At 50.5% G+C, this 16,526-nt stretch carries 5 protein-coding genes; all 5 read right to left on the bottom strand.

Going from position 1 to position 16,526, the window contains the following annotated elements; genetic code table 11:
• Positions 1 to 320: 320 nt before the first annotated feature.
• Entirely contained in the window at positions 321 to 3,212 is a 2,892-nt protein-coding gene (locus CX664_RS24345; RefSeq protein ID WP_101749202.1) for an RAP domain-containing protein, read from the bottom strand.
• A 106-nt stretch (positions 3,213 to 3,318) separates the two neighbouring features.
• Positions 3,319 to 5,952 (bottom strand): RAP domain-containing protein, encoded by a 2,634-nt coding sequence (locus CX664_RS24340; protein ID WP_101749201.1) that lies wholly within the window; start codon positions 5,950 to 5,952, stop codon positions 3,319 to 3,321.
• 109 nt (positions 5,953 to 6,061) lie between these two features.
• The gene (locus tag CX664_RS24335; protein ID WP_101749200.1) at positions 6,062 to 9,217 is read right to left on the bottom strand and encodes an RAP domain-containing protein; all 3,156 of its coding nucleotides are present in this window, start codon (positions 9,215 to 9,217) and stop codon (positions 6,062 to 6,064) included.
• Between the two features lie 238 nt (positions 9,218 to 9,455).
• Positions 9,456 to 13,265: an RAP domain-containing protein gene (locus tag CX664_RS24330; RefSeq protein ID WP_101749199.1), complete on the bottom strand. Its 3,810-nt coding sequence runs from the start codon at positions 13,263 to 13,265 to the stop codon at positions 9,456 to 9,458.
• 422 nt (positions 13,266 to 13,687) lie between these two features.
• Positions 13,688 to 16,333, bottom strand: a complete 2,646-nt coding sequence (locus tag CX664_RS24325; RefSeq protein WP_101749198.1) for a DUF1601 domain-containing protein — start codon at positions 16,331 to 16,333, stop codon at positions 13,688 to 13,690.
• Positions 16,334 to 16,526: the final 193 nt, after the last annotated feature.

Raw genomic sequence — 16,526 nt, 5'->3', positions numbered from 1 at the left:
CAGCACCCATAATCGATCCGACGACGATGATTTAGTAAGGATCAATTTTAGTCGATAAATTGTGCGGGTGAGTTTTTATTGCCTCCTCTGTATGCTATGTGGCGGTGGAGCTCCAGGATTCATCGGGAATTGCTGGGGCATGCCCTTTCGGTTGGTTGTAATCATTACCTGATCTTGTGTAATTACCACTGATACCAGCAGATCTTCTATCCATAATTATATTTCATTAATTCATGAGAATATAAAAAGCAGACTGCGGTTCTGTTCAGAAGTTCATTTTGCTGAACTGTTTATAAACGCAAATGGTTGGAGACGAACAACTACTCTGGATTATTAAATGATTCAGAGCCATGCCCCTTTGGTGGGGTGTTTATCCTGGTCTTTATTTGATCAATGCATCGTTTTATTGAATCCGGGCTCCAAAGCGTGTTAATCGGGATTTCAATAACCTCAAATCCTGATTTTTGCAGCAGTGCAATTTTAAGCAGAGTCGAACCATTCCGGGTTTTGAAATCGTTACTCACGTAATGAAACGGTCCCTGAATTTCAATCACCATGTTGTGATCTGGCAGTAGCAGATCAACTGGCGGTAATGAGTTCAGACTCTTTTCTTCTTCAATCTTCAAAGAGGGCATGCATGATTGGAGTTGATTGTGGACGACAGTTTGAGGTTTTGAAGTCATCGTCTGGTAATGGGGGGCGAAAGGACACGGTCTGCCAAGCCAACTGGCGGCCATGGCAATGGTGATTTGATCCTCTTCATTATCCGGTAATGTATTTTCCAGGCGAGTAAACAGGTCATCAATGTGCTTTTCAAGCACGTTATTTTTATTGGCATTGGAGACCAGAGACAACCTGGCACAGCATACCATTACGCCCCAGAGGGACATTAATATGTCTTGCTGAGAGAGCTGAGAGTTTTCACTGATTTTGTGGACCAGCGATTTGAAGATAGAGGTAACCACGTTCAGCTCAACGAGTTCACCCAGTTTCGCCATGGCCCACAGCAGGCTGGCGATTTCCTGAGGATTAAAGTTAGCTTTCTGTGCGTTTACCCGGGGCAACAGCGCGGGCACAGCTTCTTTGAGCTTGGGTGTCCACTCCCCGTTGTTCACCAGTTTCGCCATGGCCCACAGCAGGTTGGCAATTCCCTGGGCATTAAATTGGTCTTTGTTTGCGTTTACACGGGGCAACAGCGTGGCCACAGTCTCGTTGAGCGCTGGTGTTCGTATATGCCCGTTGTCCATCAGTTTCGCTATGGCCCAAAGCAGGTTGGCGATATGTTGAGGAATAAATTGGTCTTGCAGTGCGTTCATCCGGGGCAACAGCGCGGCCACAGCTTTTTTGAGCGCTGGTGTCCACTCCCCGTTGTCCACCAGTTTTGCCATGGCCCACAGCAGGTTGGCGATTTCCTGTGGGTTAAAGTTAGCTTTCTGTGCGTTGATGTGAGGCAACAGCGCGGCTAAGGCTTCGTTGAGCCCTGGTGTCCGCTCCTGGCCGTTGTCCACCAGTTTCGCCATGGCCCACATCAGGTTGGCAATGCCCTGGGTATTAAGTCGGTTTTTCTGTGCGTTCAGGAGAGGCAGCAGGGCGGCCACAGCCTCGTTGAGCCTTGGTGTCCGCTCCAGCCCGTTGTCCACCAGTTTCGTCATGGCCCACAGTAGGTTGGCGATTCCCTGGGCATTAAATTGGTCTTTCTTTGCGTTCACGTGGGATAACAGAGTGACCACCGCCTTTTTGAGCCCAGGCGTCTGCTTTAGTCCGTTGTCCACCAGCTTCGCTATAGCCCACAGCAGGTTGACAATGCCCTGGGCACTAAGTTGGTTTTTCAGTGCGTTCACGAGGGGTATCAGGGCGGCCACTGCCTCGTTGAGCCTTGGTGTCCGCTCCAGCCCGTTGTCCACCAGTTTCGCCATGGCCCACAGCAGGTTAACAATGCCCTGGGCATTAAATTGGTCTTTCTGTGTGAGCACATGGGGCAACAGCGCGGCCACGGCTTCTTTGAGCCCTGGTGTCCGCTCCAGCCCGTTGCCCACCAGTTTCGCCATGGCCCACAGCAGGTTGGCGATACCCTGAGCATTAAATTGGTCTTTCAGTGCGTTCACGTGGGGCAACAGGGCGGCCACGGCTTCTTTGAGTCCTGGTGTCCGCTCCAGCCCGTTGCCCACCAGTTTCGCCATGGCCCACAGCAGGTTGGCGATAGCCAGAGGAATAAATTGGTCTTTCTGTGCGTTCACCCGGGGCAGCAGTGCGGCCACTGCCTCGTTGAGCCCTGGTATCCGCTCCAGCCTGTTGTCCGTCAGTTTCGCCATGGCCCACAGCAGGTTGGCGATATCCCGGGCATTAAATTGGTCTTTCTGTGCGTTCACGTGGTGCAAAAGTGCATCCACCGCCTCGTTGAACGCAGGTGTCGACTCCAGCCCGTTGCCCACCAGTTTCGCCATGGCCCACAGCAGGTTGGTAATGCCCTGGGCACTAAGTTGGTTTTTCTGTGCGTCCACGAGGGACAACAGTGTGGCCACGGCCTCGTTAAATTCTGGTGTCGACTCCTGCCCGTTGTCCACCAGTTTCGCTAAGGCCCACAGCAGGTTGGCGATACCCCGGGCATCAATATCCCGGGCTTCAGGTTTTTGGTTGCAGTTAAATATTATTGCATCTAGTAGCGTTGACAATAAGTGAGCTTGAGTAAGCTTAACACGCTCATCCATGAGGTAATGAGGGGTAAAAACTCCCGCTGAAGTCAATGAATGAAGTGTTGTCGTCAGGCTTCGCCAATTCCAGCTCCGTGTTGGGGTAAAATTTTGCAGCATACGTATCAGCTGGCTTTGTTCCGCCCGGTTTAACGATCTTTTAGCAGCTGACGTGTATTTTTTAATTGAAATGGCATATCGACTGTGATCTCTCCCATCATAGCGTTGACCGAAACGATCCGATTTTCTCAACAGATCAGCCATTATCTCTTGTTTGATGAGGGCATTGAAATCCTGAGCAGGGTTTATTGAACGGCCCTGTAGATGTTGAGAAGAGCGTGTGCCAGAAGAGTGGTAAAATTCATTGCGACCCGGTGCAGTGCGGGGGGGATGATCCCATTGTCTGACTGTGGCATGTCTATATCGTCCACGCCCTGAATAAGGGGCATGGCCATTCTGCCGGTTGTAATCATTACCTGATCTTGTGTATTTACCACTGATACCGGCAGATCTTCTATCCATAATTATATTTCATTAATTCATGAGAATATAAAAAGCAGACTGCTGTTCTGTTCAGAAGTTCAATTTGCTGAGCTGTCTATAAACGCAAGTTGTTGGAGAAGAACAACTACTCTGGATTGTTAAATGATTCAGAGCCATGCCCCTTTGGTGGGGGGGGTATCCTGGTCTTTATTTGATCAATACATCGTTTTATTGAATCCGGGCTCCAAAGCGTGTTAATCGGGATTTCAATAACCTCAAATCCTGATTTTTGCAGCAGTGCAATTTTAAGCAGAGTCGAACCATTCCGGGTTTTGAAATCGTTACTCACGTAATGAAATGGTCCCTGAATTTCAATCACCATGTTGTGATCTGGCAGTAGCAGGTCAACCGGAGGTAATGAGTTCAAACTCTTTTCTTCTTCAATCTTCAAAGAGGGCATGCATGATTGGAGTTGATTGCGGAAGTCGGATTGAGGTTTTGAAATGGTTGTCTGGTAATGGGGGACGATCGGACACGGTCTGCCAAGCCAACTGGCGGCCATGGCAATGACGCGTTGATCCTTTGCATTGTCCGGGGGGGTATTTTTCAGGCGAGTAAACAGGTCATCCAGGTGCTTTTCAAGCACGTTATTTTTATTGGCATTGGGGACCAGAGACAACCTGGCACAGCATACCATTACGCCCCAGAGAGACATAAACATATCTTGCTGAGAGAACTGAGGGTTTTCACTGATTTTGTGGACAAGTGATTTGAATGTAGAGGTAACCACGTTCAGGTCAACGAGTTCACCCAGTTTCGCCATGGCCCACAGCAGGTTGGCGATACCCTGTGGTTTAAAGTTAGCTTTCTGTGCGCTCACGTGGGGTAACAGCGCGGCCAGGGCCGCTTTGAAATCTGGTGTCCACTCCTGCCCGTTGTCCACCAGTTTCGCCATGGCCCACAGCAGGTTGGCGATGTGCTGAGGAGTAAATTGGTCTTTCTGTGCATTCACGTGAGGCAACAGCATGGCCACAGCCTCGTTGAGCGCTGGTGTTTGCTCCTGCCCGTTGTCCAACAGTTTCGTCATGGCCCACAGCAGGTTGGTGATATCTTGTGGTTTAAAGGTAGCTCTCTGTGCATTCACTTGGGGCAACAGTGCGCTCACGGCCTCGTTGAGTTCTGGTGTCGACTTCTGCCCGTTGTCCACCAGCTTCGCCATGGCCCACAGCAGGTTGACGATCCCCTGGGCAGTAAATTGGTCTTTCTGAGCGTTCACGAGGGGCAACAGGGCGACCACGGCCTCTTTGAGCCCTGGTGTCTGCTCCTGGCCATTGTCCACCAGTTTCGCCATGGTCCACAACAGGTTGACGATTTCCTGTGGTTTAAAGCAAGCTTTCTGTGAGTTTACGTGGGGCAACAGTGCGGCCACAGCCTCTTTGAGTTCTGGTGTCTGGTCCTGACCATTGTCCACCAGTTTCGTCATGGCCCACAGCAGGTTGGCGATACCCTGAGGAATAAACTGGTCTTTCTGCGCGTTCACGAGGGGCAACAGGGCGGACACGGCCTCTTTGAACCCTGGTGTTCGCTCCAGCCCGTTGTCCACCAGTTTCGCCATAGCCCAAAGCAGGTTGGCAATGCCCTGAGCAGTAAGTCGGTTTTTCTGTGCGTTCAGGAGGGGCAGCAGGGCGGCCAAGGCCTCTTTGAGCCCTGGTGTCCGCTTCAGCCCGTTGTCTACCAGTTTCGCTATGGCCCACAGCAGGTTGGCAATGCCATGGGTATTAAGTTGGTATTTCTGTAAGCTCACAAGGGGCAACAGGGCGGCCACGGCCTCGTTGAGTTCTGGTGTCGACTCCTGTCCGTTGTCCACCAGTTTCGCCATGGCCCACAGCAGGTTGGCGATACCTTGTGGTTTAAAGCTAGCTCTCTGTGCATTCACGTGGGGCAACAGGGCGGCTACGGCCTCGTTGAGTTCTGGTGTCGACTCCTGCCTGTTGTCAATCAGTTTCGCCATGGCCCACAGCAGGTTGGCGATATCACGGGCATTAAATTGGTCTTTCTGTGCGTTCACGTGGTGCAAAAGTGCAGCCACTGCCTCGTTGAATGCAGGTGTCGACTCGTGCCCGTTGTCCACCAGTTTCGCCATGGCCCACAGCAGGTTGGCGATTCCCTGGGCATCAATATCCCTGGCTTCAGGTTTTTGGTTGCAGTTGAATATTATTGCATCAAATAGCGTTGACAATACGTTAGCCTGAGTAAGTTTAACTCGCGCATCAATGGGTTTATGAAGAGTAAAAACACCCGCTGAAGTAAATGAGTGCAGTGTTGTCGTCAGGCTTCGCCAATTCCAGCTCCGTGTTGCTGCGAAATTTTGCAGCAAACGCATCAGCTGGCTTTGTTCCGCTCGATTTAAAGGTCTGTTAGATGCTGACGTGTATTTTTTAATTGTGCTGGCATATAGGCCGTGATCTCTCCCATCATAGTGATGACCGAAACGATCCGATTTAATCACCAGGCCAGCCATTATTTCCTGTTTGGTGAGATCATTAAAATTTTGAGCAGGGTTTACTGAACGGCGCAGTAGATATTGCGAAGGGCATGCGACAGTAGAATGGTAAAATTCATTACGCTTCGGGGTTGTGCGTGGGGTAATATCCCACTGTTTGACTGAGGCATGTCTGTGTCGCCCACGCCTTGAAGAAGAGGCATGGTCATTCGGTTGGTTGTCATCATTACCTGATCTGGCGTATTGACCACTGATACCAGCAGAACTTCTATCCATAATTATATTTCATTAATTCATGAAAATATAAAAAGCAGACTGCTGTTCTGCTCAGAAGTTCATTTTGCTGAACTGTCTATAAACGCAAACGGTTGGAGAAGAACAACTTCTATGGATTGTTAAATGATTCAGAGCCGTACCCCTTTGGTGGGGTGTTTATCCTGGTCTTTATTTGATCAACGCATCGTTTTATGGAATCCCGGTTCCAAAGCTGGTTAATGGGGATTTCAATAACCTCAAATCCTGATTTTTGCAGCAGTGCAATTTTAAGCAGAGTTGAACCATTCCGGGTTTTGAAATCGCTACTCACGTAATGAAATGGTCCCTGAATTTCAATCACCAGGTTGTGATCTGGCAGTAACAGGTCAACCGGAGGTAATGAGTTCAAACTCCTTTCTTTTTCAATCTGCAAAGAGGGCATGCATGATTGGAGTTGATCGCAGAAGTCGGTTTGAGGTTTTGAAATGGTTGCCTGGTAATGGGGGACGATTGGGCACACTCTGCCAAGCCAACTGGCGGCCATGGCAATGACGCGCTGATCCTTTTCATTGTCCGGGGGGGGATTTTTCAGACGAGTAAACAGGTCATCCAGATGCTTTTCAAGCTCGTTGTTGTTATTGACATTGGAGACCAGAGACAACCTGGCACAGCATACCATTACGCCCCAGAGAGACATAAATATATCTTGCTGAGAGGACTGAGGGTTTTCACTGATCTTGTGGACAAGCGATTTGAAGATAGAGGTAGCCACGTTCAGCTCAACGAGTTCACCCAGTTTCGCCATGGCCCACAGCAGGTTGGCAATTCCCTGTGGTTGAAAGTTAGCTTTCTGTGCGTTCACGTGGGGCAACAACGCGGCCACGGGCGCTTTGAACTCTGGTGCCCACTCCTGCCCGTTGTCCACCAGTTTCGCCATGGCCCACAGCAGGTTGGCGATGTGCTGAGCAGTAAATTGGTCTTTCTGTGCGTTCACGTGAGGCAACAGCGTGGCTACAGCCTTCTTGAGCGCTGGTGTCTGTTCATGCCCGTTGTCCATCAGTTTCGCTATGGCCCACAGCAGGTTGGCAATATGTTGAGGAATAAATTCGTCTTTCAGTGCGTTCACCCGGGGCAACAGCGCGGCCACAGCTTCTGTGAGCTCTGGTGTCCACTCCCCGTTGTTCACCAGTTTTGCCAGGGCCCACAGCAGGTTGGCAATGTGTTGAGGAGTAAATTGGCCTTTCCGGGCATTCACGCGGGGCAACAGCGCGGCCACCGCCTCGTTGAGCACTGGTATCTTCTCCTGCCCGTTGTCCACCAGTTTCGCCATGGCCCATAGCAGGTTGGCGATATTCTGAGGAATAAATTGGTCTTTCTGTGTATTCACTTGGGGCAGCAGTACGGCCACGGCCTTTTTGATTTCAGGTGTCTGCTCCTGCCCGTTGTCCACCAGTTTCGCTATGGCCCACAGCAGGTTGGCGATTTCCTGTGGGTTGAAGTCAGCTTTCTTTGCGTTGACGTGGGGCAACAGCGCGGCCACGGTCATTTTGATGTCGGGTGTCTGCTCCTGCCCGTTGTCTACCAGTTTCGCCAGGGCCCACAGCAGGTTGGCGATATTCTGAGGAATAAATTGGTCTTTCTGTACATTCGCGCGGGGCAACAGCACGGCCACGGTCTTTTTGATGTCGGGTGTCTGCTCCTGCCCGTTGTCCACCAGTTTCGCCAGGGTCCATAGCAGGTTGGTGATCCCCTGGGCGTTAAATTGGTCTTTTTGTGCTTTTATGTGGGGCAACAACGCAAACAGAGCCGCTTTGCACTCTGGTGTCTGCTCTTGCCCGTTGTCCACCAGTTTTGCCATGGCCCACAGCAAGTTGGCGGTTCCCCGGGCATTAAATTGGTCTTTCCGTGCGTTCACGTGGGATAACAGCGCAGCCACGGTCTTTTTGATTTCGGGTGTCTGTTCCTGCCCGTTGTCCACCAGTTTCGCCATTGCCCAAAGCAGGTTGGTGATTTCCAGTGATTTAAAGTTAGCTTTTTGTGCGTTCACGGGGGGTAACAATGCGGCCACGGCCTCTTTGATTTCTGGTGTCTGCTTCTGCCCGTGGGCTACCAGTTTGGCTATGGCCCATAGCAGGTTGGTGAGACCCTGAGGGTTAAATTTGGCGTTCTGTGCGTTCACCTGTGGCAACAGTGCGGCGATGGCCTCTTTAAACTCTGGTGTTTGCTCTTGGCCATTGTCCACCAGTTTCGCCATGGCCCATAGCAGGTTGGCGATTTCCTGTGGTTTAAAGTCAGCTTTTTGTACCTTCACCTGTGGCAACAGCGCGACTAAGGCCTCGTTGAGATCTGGTGTTTGCTCCTGGCCATTGTCCACCAGTTTCGCCATGGCCCACAGCAGGTTGGTGATTTCCTGTGGCTTAAAGTTAGCTTTCTGTGCGTTTATGTGAGGCAACAGCGCGGCTAAGGCTTCGTTTAGCTCTGGTGTTTGCTCCTGGCCATTGTCCACCAGTTTCGCCATGGCCCACAGCAGGTTGGCGATTTCCTGTGGTTTAAAATTGTTTTTCTGTGTGTTTACGTGGGGCAATAGAGCCGCCCCGGCCTCTTTGAGCGCTGGTAAACACTCCTGCCCGTTGCCTGCCAGTTTCGCCATGGCCCACAACAGGTTGGCGATTCCCCGGGCATCAATATCTCTGGCTTCAGGTTTTTGCTTGCACTTGAGTATGATGGCACCAAGTAGCGTTGACAGTAAGGCCGCTTGAGTACGCTTAACTCGCTCCTCCATGGGGTTATGAGGGGTAAATACACCCGCTGAAGTAAAGGCATGAAGTGTTGTCGTCAGACTTCGCCAATTCCAGCTCCGTGTTACGGGAAAATTTTGCAGTAAACCTATCAGCTGGCTTTGTTCGGCTCGATTTAATGGTCTTTTAGCCGCTGACGTGTATTTTTTAATTGAACTGGCATATTGACCATGATGTTTCCCATCATAGCGATAACCAAACCGATCAGATTGACTTGCCAGACCACCCACTATTCCCTGTTCGATGAGGGCATTGAAATCTTGAGCAGGGTATACTGAACGGCAATGCAGATACTGAGAAGGGGGTACGCCAAAAGAGTGGGAAAACTCATGACGACCGGGGATAGAGCGGTAGTGATTATCCCACTGTCTGACTGTGGCATGTCTATATCGCCCACGCCCTGAAGGAGGGACATAGCCATTCGGTTGGTTGTAAGCATTACCTGATCTTGTGTATTGACCACGGATACCGGCAGAACTTTTATCCATAATTATATTTCATTAATTCATGAAAATATAAAAAGCAGACTGCGGTTCTGCCCAGAAGTTCATTTTTCTGAAATGTCTATAAAACCAGGTGTTTGGGGACACACATCGACTCCTGGTGTCACTCATCCGTTATTTGCAAATCATCCGGGGCGAGATTCATGAACAACATATGTTCAACGCTGGCACGCCATCCCTTGAATATGACAACGGTTTTTGAGTCATGATGGAAGGGGGGAGATTACTGGCTTTTTTTTCTCTTCTTTTTTTTGCTTTTTGGTTTGCTTGGTTGCTGTTCTGTAGGTTCTTCGGCGGTGAAGTAACATTGATCTTCCCACCCTTCATCGGCAGTAAAGTATTCCTCATCGGTCTCCCCGCTGGTAAATGATTCAGAGTCATGCCGCTGTGGCGGGATGTTTACCCTGGTCTTTATTTGATCAATACACAGTTTCATTAAGTCCCGGTTCCAAATCTCTTTAAACGGGACTTCAATGACCTCAAATCCTGCTTTTTGCAACAGTGCGATTTTAAGCAGGGTCGAACCATTCCTGGTGTTGAAATCACCATTTACGTAATGAAACGGCCCCTGAACTTCGATCACCATGTTGTGATCAGGCAGTAGCAGGTCGACTGGAGGTAATGAGTTCAGACTCTTTTCTTCTTCAATCTGCAAAGAGGGAATGCATGATTGGAGTTGAACGCAGAAATCGGATTGACGTTTTGACATGATTGTCGGGTAATAGGGAGTGACCGGACAGGCTCTGCCAAGCCAACTGGCGGCCATGGCAATGATGGATTGATCATCTCCATTGTCTGGGCAGGTATTTTCCAGCCGGGTAAACAGGTCATCCATGAGCTTTTCAAGCACGTCATTTTTATTGGCATTGGAGTTCAGAGACAACCTGGCACAGCATACCATTACGCCCCAGAGAGACATAAATATATCTTGCTGAGAGGACTGAGGGTTTTCACTGATCTTGTGGACAAGCGATTTGAAGATAGAGGTAACCACGTTCAGCTCAACAAGCTCACCCAGTTTCGCTATGGCCCACAGCAGGCTGGCGATATGCTGAGGAATAAATTGGTCTTTATGTGCGTTCACATGGGGCAAGAGCGCAGCCACAGCCTCGTTGAGTTCCGGAACCCGCTCCTGGCCGTTGTCCATCAGTTTCGCCATGGCCCACAGGAGGTTGGTGATCCCCTGGGCATTAAATTGGTCTTTCTGTGCGTTCATGTGGGGCAAAAGTGCGGCCACGGCCTTTTTGAGCTCTGGTGCGAGCTTCTTCCCGTTGTCTACCAGTTTCGCCATGGCCCACAGGAGGTTGACGATTTCCAGTGGTTTAAAGTTAGCTTGACATGCGTTCACGTGAGGCAACAGCGTGGCCACAGCTGTTTTGAGATCTGGAGTCCACTCCCCATTGTCCACCAGTTTCGCAATAGCCCAAAGCAGGTTGGAGATCTGCTGAGGAATAAATTGCTCTTTCTGTGTCTTCACGCGAGGCAACAGCGCGGCCATGGCTTCTTTGAGCTTTGCTGTCCGCTCCTGCCCGTTGTCCACCAGTTTCGCCATGGCCCACAGCTGATTGGCGATCTGTTGAGGAGTAAATTGGTCTTTCTGTGCGCTCACGTGGGGCAACAGCGCGGCCACAGCATCGTTGAGCTCTGGTGTCTGCTCCTGCCCGTTGTCCACCAGTTTCGCCATGGCCCACAGCAGGTTGGCGATCCCCTGGGCCTTAAATTGGTCTTTCTGTACATTCACATAGGGCAACAGCTCGGCTATGGCCTCGTTGAGATCTGGTGTCTGCTCAAGGCCGTTGTCTACCAGTTTTGCCAAGGCCCACAACAGGTTGGCTATTTCCTGTGGTTTAAAGTTAGCTGTCTGTCCACTCACGTGGGGTAACAGGGCGACCTCAGCCTCTTTGAGCCCAGGTGTCTGCTCCTGCCCATTGTCCACCAGTTTCGCCATGGCCCAGAACAGGTTGGCGATGCCCTGGGCACTAAATTGATCGTTCTTTGCATGCACTTGGTGCAACAGCACGGCCACGGCCTCTCTGAGCTCCGGTGTCCGCTCCTGCCCGTTGTCCACCAGTTTCGCTATGGCCCACAGCAGGTTGGTGATACCCTGGGCCTTAAATTGGTCTTTTTGTGCGTTCACGCATTGCAACAGCACCGCCACGGGCTTTTTGAGCCAGGGTGTCTGCTCCTGACCGTTGTCCACCAGTTTCGCCATGACCCACAGCAGGTTGGCGATATGCTGAGGAATAAATTGGTCTTTTTTTGCCATCACGTAGGGTAACATCGCGGCCACAGCCGCGATCAGTTCTGGTGCCTGCAGCTGGCCGCTGTCCACCAGTTTCACCAAGGCCCACAGCAGGTTGGCGATCCCCTGGGCACTGAATTGGTCTTTCTGTGTGTTCACGCAGGGCAACAGTGCAGCCACGGTCTTTTTGAGCTCTGGTGTCTGCTTATGCCCGTTGTCCACCAGTTTCGCCAAGGCCCACAGCAGGTTGGCGATTTCCTGTGGAGTAAAGTGAGCTGTCTGTGTGTTCACGAGGGGTATCAGTGCGGCTACGGCCTGGTTGAGCCCTGGTGTTCGCGCCTGCCCGCTGTCCGCCAGTTTCGCCATGGCCCACAGCAGGTTGGCGGTTTCCTGTGGGTTAAAGCCAGTTTTCTGTCCGTTCACGTGGGGCACCAGCGCTGCTACAGCCTTTTTGAACGCTGGTGTTCGCTCCAGCCCGTTGTCCACCAGTTTGGCCATGGCCCACAGCAGGTTGGCGATACCCTGGTGACTAAATTGGTCTTTCTGTGCGTTCACTTGGTGCAAAAGCAGGGTCAGGGTCTCTTTGAGTTCATGTGTCCGCTCCTGCCCGTTGTTCACCAGTTTTGCCATGGCCCACAGCAGGTTGACGATTTCCTGTGGGTTGAAGTTGGTTTTCAGTGGTTTCACTTGGGGCAACAGCGTGGCCACAGTTTCTTTGAGCTTTGGTGCTAACTCCCCGTTGTCTACCAGTTTCGCCATGGCCCACAACAGGTTGGCGATACCCTGGGCATTAAATTGGTCTTTCTGTGCGTTCACATGGGGCAGAAGTACGGCCAGGGCCTCTTTGAGTTCTGGTGTCCGCTCCTGCCTGTTGCTTACCAGTTTCGCCATGGCCCACAGCAGGCTGGCGATTTCCTGTGGATTAAAGTTAGTTTTCCGTGCGTTCACCTGGGGCAGCAGCACGGCCACAGCTTCTTTGAGCTCGGGTGTCCACTCCCCGTTGTTCACCAGTTTCGCCATGGCCCACAGCAGGTTGGCGATTCCCTGGGCATTAAATTGGTCTTTGTTTGCGTTTACGCGGGGCAACAGCACGGCCACAGCCTCTTTGAGCTCTGGTGTCAGCTCCTGCCCTCTGTCCACCAGTTTCGCCATGGCCCAAATCAGATTGGCTATGCCCTGGGGATCAATATTCCTCCTTGCTTCAGTTTTTTGGTTGCAGTTAAATATTATTGCATCAAGTAGCGTTGACATTAAGGCAGCCTGTGTACGTGTAACACGCTCATCCATGGGTTTATGAGGGGTAAAAACACCGGCTGAAGTTAGTGAATGAAGTGTTGTCGTCAGGCTTCGCCAATTCCAGCTCCGTGTTGCGGTAAAATTTTGCAGTAAACGTATCAGCTGGACTTGTTCAGCTCGATTTAGAGGTCTTTTAGCAGCTGACGTATATTTTTTAATTGAGCTGGCATATTGTCCGTGATATCTACCATCATAGTGATAACCCATGTGATCCGATTTTCTCAGCAGACTTTCCATTACCTCCTGTTTGATAAGGGCATTAAAATTCTGGGCAGGGTTTACTGAACGGCGCTGTAGATCTTGAGAAGAGCTGGCGCCCGAAGAATGGTGAAATTTGTTGACCTCCGGAGTATTGCGGCGGGAATTATCCCACTTTCTGACTGTGCCATGTCTATATCGCCCGCGCATTGAAGAAGCAGCTCGGTCATCCGGTTGGTTGTAATCATTACCTGATTTTGCGTATTGACCACTTATACCAGCAGAGCTTTTATCCATGATGATATTTCATTAATTCATGAAAATATAAAAAGCAGACTGTTATTCTGTTCAGAAGTTCATTTTACTGAACTCTCTATAAAACCAGGTGTTTGGGGATACACATCAACTCCTGATGTTAAGTAGTTAACCAAATGAAATCGTATTTTCTGACTAAGTGGGCAGTTACTCCCGGCAACTGCTCCTGCGTTGCTCTAGCTCCTGCATCCATGCAGTCGTGCGGCGTTACAACTCCGGTCACATAGCTACGGCTATGCTCCCTACGTTGTGCCTTGCATAGTAACTGCCCACTTAGCCAGAAATATACGATTCCATTTGGCCAACTACTTACCCATCCGTTATTTGCAAATCATCCGGGGCGAGATTCATGAACAACAAGTGTTCTGACACTCATTCCCTTGAATGTGAAAACGGTTCTTGAGTCATGATGGAAGGGGGGAGATTACTGGCTTTTTTTTTCTCTTCCTTGTTCTACTTTTTGGTTTCCCTGGTTGCTCTTCTCTATGTTCTTGGGCGGTTAAGTAACCGTGATCTTGCCAGCCTGCATCGGCAGCAAAGTATGCCTCATCTGTCCCTGGGCGTGTAAATGATTCAGAACCATGCCCCTGTGGCGGGGTGTTCAACCTGGTCTTTATTTGATGAATACATCGCTTGATTAAATCCCGGTTCCAAAGCTGGTTAACCGGGATTTCAATCGCCTCAAATCCTGCTTTTCGCAGCAGTGCAATTTTCAGCAGAGTCGAACCATTCCGGGTTTTGAAATCACTACTCACGTAATGAAAGGGTCCCTGAATTTCAATCACAATGTTGAGATCCGGCAGTAACAGGTCAACCGGAGGTAATGAGTTCAGACTCTTTTCTTCTTCAATCTTCAAAGAGGGAAAGCATGATTGGAGTTGATCGCGAAAGTCAGATTGAAGTTTTGACCTGGTAGTCTGGTAATGAGGGACGACCGGACACGGTCTGCCAAGCCAACTGGCGGCCATGGCAATGATGCGTTGATCTTCTTCATTGTCCGGGCATGCATTCTCCAGGCGAGTAAAGAGATCATCCATGTGCGTTTCAAGTACGTTATTTTTATTGGCATTGGAGATCAGAGACAACCTGGCAGAGCATACCATTACTCCCCAGAGCGACATCAATATATCTTGCCTGGAGAGTAGAGGGTTTTCATGGGTTCTGTAGACAAGAGATTCGAACATAGAGGTAACCACGTTCAACTCAACGAGCTCACCCATTTTCGCTATGGCCCACAGCAGGCAGGCAATATCCACTGGTTTAAAGTTGGCATTCTGTGCGTTTACGTTGGATATCAGCGCTTTGACAGCTTCTTTGAGCCCAGGTGTTTGCTCTTGCCCATTGTCCACCAGTTTTGCAATGGTCCAAAACAGGTTGGCAATTTCCTGGGCATTAAATTTGTTTTTCTGTGTGTTCACGTGGGGCAACAGCGCGGCCACGGCCCCTTTCAGTTCTGCTGTCCACACCAGCCCCTTGTTCACCAGTTTCACCATGGCCCACAGCAGATTGGCGATTTCCTGTGGCTTAAAGTTAGCTTTCTGTGCGTTCATGTGGGGCAACATGCCAACCACGGCCTTGTTGAGCCCTGGTAACGACTCCTGCCCGTTGCCCACCAGTTTCGCCATGGCCCAGAACAGGTTGGCAATAGCCTGGGCATTAAATTGGTCTTTATATGCATTCACGTGGGGTAACAGAGCGGTGACAGCTTCTTTGAGACCTGGCGTCGGATCCAGCCCGTTGTCCACCAGTTTCGCCATGCCCCACAGCAGGTTGGCGATACCTTTTGGCTTAAAGTTTGCTTTCTGTGCGTTTACGCAATGCAACAGCGCGGCTACGGCCGCTTTGAGCTCCGGTGTCTGCTCCTGCCCGTTGTCCACCAGTTTCGCCATGGCCCACAGCAGGTTGGCAATATCCCGTGGTTTGAAAGCTTTCTGTGGGTTCACGCTGGGCAACAGTGCGGCTACGGCCTTTTTGAGCTCTGGTGTTCGTTCCTGGCCATTGTCCACCAGTTTTGCCATGGCCCACAGCAGGTTGGCGATTTCCTGTGGGTTAAAGTTAGCTTTCTGTGCGTTCATGTGGGGCAACAGAGCGGCCACGGCCTCGTTGAGTTCTGGTGTCCGCTCCTGTCCGTTGTCCACCAGCTTTGCCATGGCCCACAGCAAGTTGGCGATACCCTGGCTCTTAAATCGGTCTTTCAGTGCATTCACGCGGGGCAACAAGGCGGCCATGGCCCCATGGAGTTCTGGTGTCTGCGCCTGCCCGTTGGTTACAAGTTTCGCCATGGCCCACAGCAGGTTGGCAATATGCTGAGGAATAAACTGGTCTTTCTGTGCGTTCACGTGGGGCAATAGCGCGGCCATGGCCTTTTTGAACTCTGGTGTCCGCTCCTGCCCGGTGTCCAGCAGTTTCGCCATGGCCCACAGCAGGTTGGCGATGCCCCGGGCATCAATATCCCTGGCTTCAGGTTTTTGGTTGCACTTGAATATTAATGCATCAAGTAGCGTTGACAATAAGGCCGCTTGAGTAAGCTGAACCAGCTGATCCACGGGTTTATGAAGAGTAAAAACACCCGCTGAGGTAAATGAATGAAGTGTTGTCGTCAGACTTAGCCAATTCCAGCTCCGCGTTGCTGTAAAATTTTGCAGCACACGTATCAGCTGGCGTTGTTCCGCTCGATTTAACGGTCTTTTAGCAGCTGACGTGTATTTTTTAATGGAACTGGCATATTGGCCGTGATGCCTCCCATCATAGCGATGACCGAGCCGATCAGATTTACTCACCAGGCCATCCATTATTTCCTGTTTGATGAGGGGATTAAAATCTTGAGCAGGGTTTACCGAACGGCACTGTAGATGTTGTGAGGAGCATACGGCAGAAGAACGGTAAAATTTATCACGCCCCGGGTTAGTACGGGGGGGGTTATCCGATTGTCTGACTGTGGCATGTCTGTATCGCCCACGCCTTGAATAAGCGGCATGGTCATCCGGTTGGTTGTAATTATTACCTGATCCTGCGTATTGATCACCGATACCAGCAGAGCTTCTATGCATAATTATATTTCATTATTTCATGAAAATATAAAAAGTAGACTGCTGTTCTGATCAGAAGTTCATTTTGCTGAAATGTCGATAACACCAAACGGTTGGGGATACTCATCTACCCCTGATGTCATCAATCCGTTATTTTCAAATTATCCGGGGCGAGCTGCATGGGCAACAGGTGTTAAGAGCAACGTGTCTGGAA

Origin of the sequence: Endozoicomonas acroporae (assembly GCF_002864045.1) — a bacterium.
Lineage (GTDB): Bacteria > Pseudomonadota > Gammaproteobacteria > Pseudomonadales > Endozoicomonadaceae > Endozoicomonas > Endozoicomonas acroporae.
This window is presented reverse-complemented; position numbering and strand designations above follow the sequence as displayed.